The sequence below is a fragment of the Micromonospora sp. KC721 genome (assembly GCF_004348355.1).
In the GTDB taxonomy this organism is placed as follows: Bacteria; Actinomycetota; Actinomycetes; order Mycobacteriales; family Micromonosporaceae; genus Micromonospora.
This window is the reverse complement of record NZ_SMJY01000242.1, coordinates 1-8,366: the sequence shown is the minus strand read 5'-3', so window position 1 is coordinate 8,366 and position 8,366 is coordinate 1. Positions and strand designations below refer to the sequence as shown.

Below are 8,366 nucleotides of genomic sequence, written 5' to 3'. Positions count from 1 at the left end.
CTGCGATCCACGCTCCGCGCCACCCCTCCCGCCGCCGACTCCACCCTGACGAACCCGACCGCTACTCGACGCGCACCGGCGGGAAGAACCCCACCCGGTCGTAGGCCGTACGCAGCGTTGGTGCGGCCGCGGCCCGGGCCTTCTCCGCGCCGGCGGCGAGCAGCTTGTCGAGCTGGGCCGGATCGTCCAGGTAGCCCCGGGTGCGCTTCTGGACGGGCGTGACGAATTCGCGCACCACCTCGCCGAGGTCCTTCTTCAGGTCGCCGTACCCCTTGCCGGCGTACGCGGCGACCAGCTCGTCGATGCTCCGGCCGGACAGCGCCGAGTAGATGGTGAGCAGGTTGGACACACCGGGCTTGTGCTCGGCGTCGAAGACGATCTCGCGGCCGGTGTCGGTCACCGCGGAGCGGATCTTCTTCGCCGACCGGGCCGGGTCCTCCAGCAGGTTGACGATGCCGGCCGGGGAGGAGGACGACTTCGACATCTTGGCCGTCGGGTCCTGCAGGTCGGTGATCTTCGCGGTGTCCTTCACGATGTGCGGCGCGGGCAGCGTGAAGGTCTGCCCGAACAGCGAGTTGAACCGCTGCGCCAGGTCGCGGGAGAGTTCCAGGTGCTGGCGCTGGTCCTCGCCGACCGGAACCGCGTTGGCCTGGTAGAGCAGGATGTCGGCGGCCTGCAGGATCGGGTACGTGAACAGGCCGATGCTGGCCCGCTCGTTGCCCTGCTTCTGTGACTTGTCCTTGAACTGGGTCATCCGGCTGGCCTCGCCGAACCCGGTGATGCAGCCGAGCACCCACGCCAGCTGCGCGTGCTCGGGCACCTGGGACTGCACGAACAGCGTGCAGCGCTCCGGATCGAGGCCGACGGCGAGCAGCTGCGCGGCGGCCATCCTGGTGCGCTGCGGCAGCTCCTTCGGGTCGTGCCCGGCGGTGATCGCGTGCAGGTCGACCACGCAGTAGAACGCGTCGTGGCTCTCCTGCAGGGCCACCCAGTGCCGCACCGCGCCCAGGTAGTTGCCGAGGTGGAACGAGTCGGCGGTCGGCTGGATACCGGAGAAGACACGCGGGCGGGCGGGTGCGTCGGACATGGCGGCAATTCTGTCAGCAACGACCGGCGTACGTCATGACGGCCCGGCGGGTCGGCTCGCCACCGGAGCGGCCGGGGCGGTCACCTCGCGCCGCTGTTCCGGTAGGCGCGTGGCGGAGACCGCGACCCGGGACACCCGCCGCCCCTCCAGGGTCAGCACCCGCAGCAGCCAGCCGCCGCCCGGCCCACCGGGCTCGCGGTCGGGCGGGGCCACCGGGACCTCGTCCCCGGCGACCGGCAGCCGGCCCAGCACGGCCATCACGTAGCCGCCGACCGTCTCGTACGGCCCGGTCGGCAGTGCCACCCCGGTGCGCTCGGCGAAGTCGGCGAGGTTGAGCCGGCCGTCCACCACCGTGGGCAGGCCGGCGGCGTCGGCGTCGGCGTACCCGTCGCGGATCTCGCCGACCAGCTCCTCGATCAGGTCCTCCAGGGTGACGATGCCGGCGGTGCCGCCGTACTCGTCGACCACCACCGCCAGGTGGTGTCCCTCCCGGCGCATCTCGGTCAGCGCGGCGAGCACCCGCTTGCTGCCGGGCAGCCGCTTCACCTCGCGGGTGAACTCGCCGACGGTGGTGCACGGGTCGAGGTCGGGGCGGAGCAGCACATCCCGCAGGTGCACGAAGCCGACCACGTCGTCGTGGGTGCCGTCGATCACCGGGTAACGGCTGTGCGGTTCGGCGCGGACCACCCGCCGGGCCTCGGCGAGTCCCGTGCCGGCGGAGAGGAAGACCACCTCGGTGCGGGGCATCATCACCTCGCGGACCAGGCTCGCCCCGGCCACCAGCACCTCGTCGATGATCCGGCGCTCGTCCGGATCGAGCACGGTGTTGGCGGCGACCAGGTCGCGCAGTTCGTCCTCGCTGATCCGTTCCCGGCCGGCGGCCGGGCTCGCGCCGAGCAGGTCGGTGACGAGCCGGGTGGCGCCGTCGGCGGCTCGGACCACCAGCCGGGCCACCCCGCGCGCCACCGGACCGGGTACGCGTCGGGGTCGCCCCGGCGCTCGCCGTCGCGACCCGGGACCACCCGTGCGCATGTAGCTGATGGTAGGGCTCCGTGACGCACCACAACCGGCCATGTTCGGATCTGTTCAATCGTGGAGGTTCATGGTGGAATAGCGGGGTGGTCGACGCGGAGCGGGAGCACCCGCTCCGGTCGTAGGGTGATCACGACGGCCGTGGCGGACCCCGGCCAGGCAGGGAGGACCGACGTGAAACTACTCGTCACCGGCGGCGCCGGCTTCATCGGCAGCGTGGTGACCCGGATGTTGCTGGACAACGGCCACGACGTGACGGTCCTCGACGACCTGCGCACCGGCCACCGGGAGGCCCTCGCCCCGGACGCCACCCACGTCGACCTGCCGGTCCACGAGGCGGCCCGGGTGCTCACCCCCGAGGCCGGCTTCGACGGGGTGCTGCACTTCGCCGCGTTGATCGCCGCCGGCGAGTCGATGGTCCGGCCGGAACTCTACTGGCACGCCAACACGGTCAGCTCGATCGCGCTCATCGACGCCGTACGGGCCGCCCGGGTGCCGCGCCTGGTCTTCTCCTCCACCGCCGCCGTCTACGGCAACCCCACCGAGCTGCCCATCCCGGAAACGGCGGCCAAGGCCCCCACCAACACGTACGGCGCCACCAAACTCGCCGTCGACATGGTGCTCACCTCCGAGGCGATCGCCCACAACCTGGCCGCCGTCTCGCTGCGCTACTTCAACGTCGCCGGGGCGTACCTGCACGGCGACGTCGCCATCGGTGAACGGCACGACCCGGAAACCCACCTCATCCCGATCGCGTTGCAGGTCGCCGCCGGCCGGCGGGAGAAGCTCCAACTCTTCGGCGACGACTACCCCACCGTCGACGGCACCTGCGTCCGCGACTACATCCACGTCGAGGACCTGGCCCGCGCCCACCTGCTCGCGCTGACCGCCGCCACCGCCGGCCAGCACCGCATCTACAACCTCGGCAACGGCGCCGGCTTCACCAACCGCCAGGTGGCCGACGTGGTCCGCGAGGTCACCGGCCACCCGGTGCCGGTGGAGGTCGCCCCCCGCCGCGAGGGCGACCCGGCCGAACTGGTCGCCTCCTCCGCGCTGGCCCGCGCCGAACTCGGCTGGACCCCGCAGAAGCCGACCCTGCACGACATGGTCGCCGACGCCTGGGCCTTCTACCGCACCCACCTCCTGGAGCAGCAGTGACCGACGTCGAGGACCGCGCCACCGCCGGCTTCCGATCCGCGTACGGCCAGGAGCCGGCGGGCCGTTGGGCGGCTCCCGGCCGGGCCAACCTGATCGGCGAGCACACCGACTACAACGACGGCTACGTGCTGCCCTTCGCGCTGTCCCTGCGTACCGTCGTGGCCGCCGCGCCGCAGGACGGGGACCGCTGGACGGTCTGGTCCGAGACCACCGACGGACAGATCGAGTTCGTCGCCGCCGACGTCGACGAGCCCGGCCGGGTCACCGGCTGGGGCGCGTACGTCGCCGGGGTGGTCTGGGCGCTGCGCGAGGCCGGCCACGCCGTGCCCGGTGCCCGCCTGGCGATCGCCTCCGACGTGCCGCTCGGGTCCGGGCTCTCCTCCTCGGCCGCTCTGGAGGCGGCGGTGCTCACCGCCCTGGTCGACCTCGGCGGGCTGGACCTGCCCGCCGAGCGGCAACCCCGCCTCGCCCAGCGGGCCGAGAACGCCTACGTGGGGGCACCCACCGGCATCATGGACCAGTCCGCGGCGATCCGCTGCCGGGAGGGCCACGCACTCTTCCTGGACTGCCGCACCGAGGAGGTCGAGCACATTCCGTTCGACCTGGACGCCGCCGGCCTGGCCATGCTCGTCGTCGACAGCCGTGCCCCGCACCGGCACGCCGACGGCGAGTACGCCTCCCGCCGGAAGTCCTGCGAGGCGGCGGCGGCCACGCTCGGCGTGCCCGCCCTACGCGACGTCTCCGTCGCCGACCTCGACGCGGCGCTGCCGAAGCTGCCGGACGACGAGACCCGCCGCCGGGTCCGGCACGTGGTCACCGAGGACCAGCGGGTGCTCGACACCGTCGCGTTGCTGCGCGCCGGCCGGGTACGCGAGATCGGCCCGCTGCTGACCGCCTCGCACGCCTCCATGCGCGACGACTTCGAGATCACCGTGCCGGAGATCGACACCGCCGTCGAGGCGGCACTCGCGGCCGGGGCGCTCGGCGCCCGGATGACCGGCGGCGGCTTCGGCGGCTGCGTGCTCGCCCTGGTCGAGGCCGCCGCCGCCGCGACCGTGGCGCAGGCCGTGACCGACGCGTACGCCGCACGCGGATTCACCGCGCCGGGCCACGTCACGGTCCTGCCCGCCCCCGGCGCCACCCGCCTGGACTGACCTCGACGCCGGATCACCGACCGACGCCCGGACGGCGACCGACGCCCCGGGCGGCGGACGGCCGCTCCGTTGTGCGCCAGTGGGGAGTGTCCCGTGGCCCGGGCACCCCCGACTGGCGCACACAAAGTCGATCTCGCCCACGCCGCGCGGGCCGGCCCGGCCGGCAGGCTCCGGCGAGGTGGCCTCGGTCAGCCCGCCTCGACGATCATGCCGGCACCGACGGTACGGTTGGTGGCCTCGTCGATGATGACGAAGCCGCCGGTGGTGCGGTTGCGGCGGTACTCGTCGGCGAGCAACGGCACCGTCGTCCGCAGCCGGACCCGACCGATCTCGTTGAGCTTCAGCTCGCCGGCCGCATCGTCCCGGTGCAGGGTGTTGATGTCCAGCCGGTAGTGCAGGGCGCGCACGATCGCCCGCGCGGAACGGGTGGTGTGCTTGACGGCGTACCTGCCGCCGACCTGCAACGGCCGGGTCTCGTCCATCCAGCAGACCATCGCCTCGATGTCCTGCGACACCGCCGGGGCGTTGTTCGGCCGGCAGATCATGTCCCCGCGCGAGATGTCGATCTCGTCGGCCAGCCGTACGGTCACCGACATCGGCGGGAACGCCTCGGCGACCGGGCCGTCCGCCGTCTCCACCGAGGAGATCCGGCTGGTGAACCCGGAGGGCAGCACCATCACCTCGTCACCGGGTTTGAGCACACCCGAGGCCACCTGCCCGGCGTACCCGCGGTAGTCGGTGACGGTGGTGGACTGCGGGCGGATCACGTACTGCACCGGGAAACGGACGTCGACCAGGTTGCGGTCACTGGCGATGTGCACCCGCTCCAGGTGGTGCAACAGCGACGGCCCCTCGTACCAGGGCATGTTCTCCGAACGGGAGACGATGTTGTCGCCCCTGAGCGCGGAGATCGGCACCACGGTCAGGTCCGGCACGTCCAGCTTCGCGGCGAACGAGGTGAACTCGTCGGCGATCCGCTCGAAAACCTCCTGCGCGTAGTCCACCAGATCCATCTTGTTGACGCAGAGCACCAGGTGCGGCACCCGCAGCAGCGAGCAGAGGAAGGCGTGCCGGCGGGACTGCTCCACCAGGCCCTTGCGGGCGTCCACCAGAATCAACGCCAGGTCGGCGGTCGAAGCGCCGGTGACCATGTTGCGGGTGTACTGGATGTGCCCGGGGGTGTCGGCGATGATGAACTTCCGCCGCGGGGTGGCGAAGTAGCGGTACGCCACGTCGATGGTGATGCCCTGCTCCCGCTCGGCGCGCAGGCCGTCGGTGAGCAGCGCGAGGTTGGTGTACTCGTCGCCCCGGGCCGCGCTGACCGCCTCCACCGCGGCGAGCTGGTCGGTGAAGAGCGACTTCGTGTCGTACAGCAGCCGGCCGATCAGGGTCGACTTGCCGTCGTCCACGCTGCCCGCGGTGGCGAAGCGCAGCAGGTCCATCGGCCGCCCCTCGGGCAGCGTGGATTCGGCGGCCGGGGCCGCGGTGTCGACGCTCATCAGAAGTAGCCCTCCCGCTTGCGGTCCTCCATGGCGGCCTCGCTGACCCGGTCGTCGCCGCGGGTCGCCCCGCGCTCGGTGATCCGGGTGGCGGCCACCTCCTCGATCACCTTCTCCACCGTGTCGGCGTCGGAGCGGACCGCCGCGGTGCACGAGGCGTCACCCACGGTGCGGTACCGCACCCGGGCCTTGAACCGCTCCTCCCCCGCTCGGGGGCGGAAGAACTCGTTGACCGCGTAGAGCATGCCGTCCCGCTCGATCACCTCGCGCTCGTGGGCGTAGTAGATCGACGGCAGCGGGATGCGCTCCCGGGCGATGTAGTGCCAGACGTCCAGCTCCGTCCAGTTGGACAGCGGGAAGACCCGGATCGACTCTCCCGGGTGGTGCCGGCCGTTGTACAGCGACCACAGCTCCGGGCGCTGGTTCTTCGGATCCCACTGGCCGAACTCGTCGCGGAAGCTGAACACCCGCTCCTTGGCCCGGGCCTTCTCCTCGTCACGTCGGGCGCCGCCGAAGAGCGAGTCGAACCGGTGCTTCTCCACCGCCTCCAGCAGCACCGGCGTCTGGATCCGGTTGCGCATCCCGTCCGCGGACTCTCGCACCGTGCCGTTGGCCAGGGCCTCCGGCACACTCGCCACGATCAGGTGCAGGCCCAGTTCGGCGACCCGCTGGTCGCGGTACTCCAGCACCTCGGGGAAGTTGTGCCCGGTGTCCACGTGCATGACGGGAAACGGGATGTTGGCCGGGGCGAACGCCTTCTGCGCCAACCGGAGCATGACGATCGAGTCCTTGCCTCCGGAGAAGAGCAGCACCGGGCGCTCCATCTCGGCGACCACCTCGCGCATCACGAAGATGCTCTCCGCCTCGAGAGCGTCGAGGTGGGAGACCTGGTAGGAGCGGGCGGGGGCCGTCATGACACGGTCTCGCTCGGCGTGGATCCCGGCATGGCTTCCTGACCTTTCCGGTCGGGCATCTCAAGAACAAGCGCTCAGGCTACCCGGAATGCCTCTGCAACGCTGCAAGCAACCGAGTGGCGAGATCCTTGCGACAGACCAGCAGGTCCGGCAGGCGCGGATCCGCCTCGTTGTATTTCAGCGTAGAACCGTCAATCCGGGAAGCGTGCAGGCCGGTGGCCGTCGCCACAGCCACCGGCGCGGCCGAATCCCACTCGTACTGGCCACCCGCGTGGATGTAGGCGTCCACCTCACCGGTCACCACGGCGGCGATCTTGGCGCCTGCCGAACCCATCGGCACCAGCTGCGCCCCCACCTCCTCGGCCAGGTCGGTCAGGAACACCGGCGGCCGACTGCGGCTCGCCGCCAACCGCAGCGCCCGCTGGCCACCCGAAATCGCCGCCGCCAACGTCATCGGCGGGTACGCCGGCGGCTGGTCCGTGCCCAGCACCCGATGCTGCGCCGGCAACGCCACCGCCCCCGCCACCAGCCCGTGCGGCGTCGGCGCGTTCCGCGCCCAGAGCGCCACGTGCACCGCCCAGTCCGTCCGCCCCTCCTCGGCAAACTCCCGGGTGCCGTCCAGCGGGTCGACGATCCACACCCGGTCCGCGGTCAACCGGGACACCGTCCCGGTGCTCACCTCCTCCGCCCAGGCCAGCCGCGCCCCCTCGTCCTCCTCGGAGAGCACCGCGTCCGCCGGCCGCCACCTCGCCAGCTCGTCCCGGATCAGCTCGTGGGAGAGCTTGTCGCCCGCCGCCTTCAACGCGCCCGGGTCCTCGAACCCCAACTCGGCGCGCAACCCCAGCAACGCCTGCCCCGCCCGCGCCGCCAGCCACCGGGCGAACGCGCCGTCGATCATCGGAGGACTGCCCACACCATGCTCCCGTCGCCTCGCGCGGCCACGCCGCCGGTCGCGCCACGTCAGAAGGCGCAGACTACCGGCAACCCGGCCGATACGCGCCGAGCGTCTCACCCGCCGTGATACGCGTTCTGCGTGGCCTCCACACCCTTGGTGACCACCGACTCCACCACGTCCGCCGCCCGGTCCACCAGGAACTCCAACTCCTTGCGCTCCCCGGCTCCGAAATCCGACAGCACGTAGTCCGCCGGATCCTGCCGCCCCGGCGGGCGACCGATACCGAACCGCACCCGGACGTACTCCTTCGTCCCCAACGACTTCGACATCGAGCGCAGCCCGTTGTGCCCGCCCTCGCCGCCACCCAGCTTGATCCGCACCTGGCCGTACGGGATGTCCAGCTCGTCGTGCACCGCGATCACCCGCCCCGCGGGGATCTTGTGGAACTGGGCCAGGGCCGCCACCGGCCCCCCGGACAGGTTCATGTACGTCAACGGCTTCGCCAGCACCAGCTTCGGCCCACCAAAACCCAGCCGCCCCTCGGCCACCTCGACCACCGCCCGCTTGTGCCGCCCGAACCGCGCGCCCAACCGACCCGCCAACAGGTCGGCCACCATGAAACCGACG

General features: G+C 71.9%; 8 protein-coding genes. 2 read left to right on the top strand and 6 right to left on the bottom strand.

Going from position 1 to position 8,366, the window contains the following annotated elements:
- Positions 1-61: 61 nt before the first annotated feature.
- A complete protein-coding gene (gene trpS / locus E1182_RS27285; protein WP_132270596.1) occupies positions 62-1,087 on the bottom strand; it encodes a tryptophan--tRNA ligase in 1,026 nt (341 codons plus the stop codon).
- A gap of 33 nt (positions 1,088-1,120) precedes the next feature.
- Complete coding sequence (locus tag E1182_RS27280; RefSeq protein ID WP_132270594.1) at positions 1,121-2,119, bottom strand: hemolysin family protein; 999 nt, start codon at positions 2,117-2,119, stop codon at positions 1,121-1,123.
- 174 nt (positions 2,120-2,293) lie between these two features.
- Between E1182_RS27280 and galE the strand changes: the two genes are divergently transcribed.
- A complete protein-coding gene (gene galE / locus E1182_RS27275; RefSeq protein WP_132270592.1) occupies positions 2,294-3,277 on the top strand; it encodes a UDP-glucose 4-epimerase GalE in 984 nt (327 codons plus the stop codon).
- Positions 3,274-4,431 (top strand): galactokinase, encoded by a 1,158-nt coding sequence (gene galK / locus E1182_RS27270; protein WP_132270590.1) that lies wholly within the window; start codon positions 3,274-3,276, stop codon positions 4,429-4,431. Before galE ends, galK begins: the two co-directional genes overlap by 4 nt.
- Positions 4,432-4,619: 188 nt before the next feature.
- On the opposite strand, the gene cysN is transcribed toward galK, so the two are convergent.
- From cysN to pth, 4 genes are all read right to left on the bottom strand, one after another.
- Positions 4,620-5,930, bottom strand: a complete 1,311-nt coding sequence (gene cysN / locus E1182_RS27265; protein ID WP_132270588.1) for a sulfate adenylyltransferase subunit CysN — start codon at positions 5,928-5,930, stop codon at positions 4,620-4,622.
- Positions 5,930-6,844: a sulfate adenylyltransferase subunit CysD gene (gene cysD, locus E1182_RS27260; RefSeq protein WP_132270586.1), complete on the bottom strand. Its 915-nt coding sequence runs from the start codon at positions 6,842-6,844 to the stop codon at positions 5,930-5,932. Before cysD ends, cysN begins: the two co-directional genes overlap by 1 nt.
- Positions 6,845-6,923: 79 nt before the next feature.
- Positions 6,924-7,742, bottom strand: coding sequence for a 3'(2'),5'-bisphosphate nucleotidase CysQ (locus tag E1182_RS27255; protein WP_132270598.1), 819 nt, complete (start codon positions 7,740-7,742; stop codon positions 6,924-6,926).
- Positions 7,743-7,852: 110 nt separating this feature from the next.
- Positions 7,853-8,366, bottom strand: a 514-nt coding sequence (gene pth / locus E1182_RS27250; protein WP_132270584.1) for an aminoacyl-tRNA hydrolase, incomplete at its 5' end; no start/stop codon positions are given.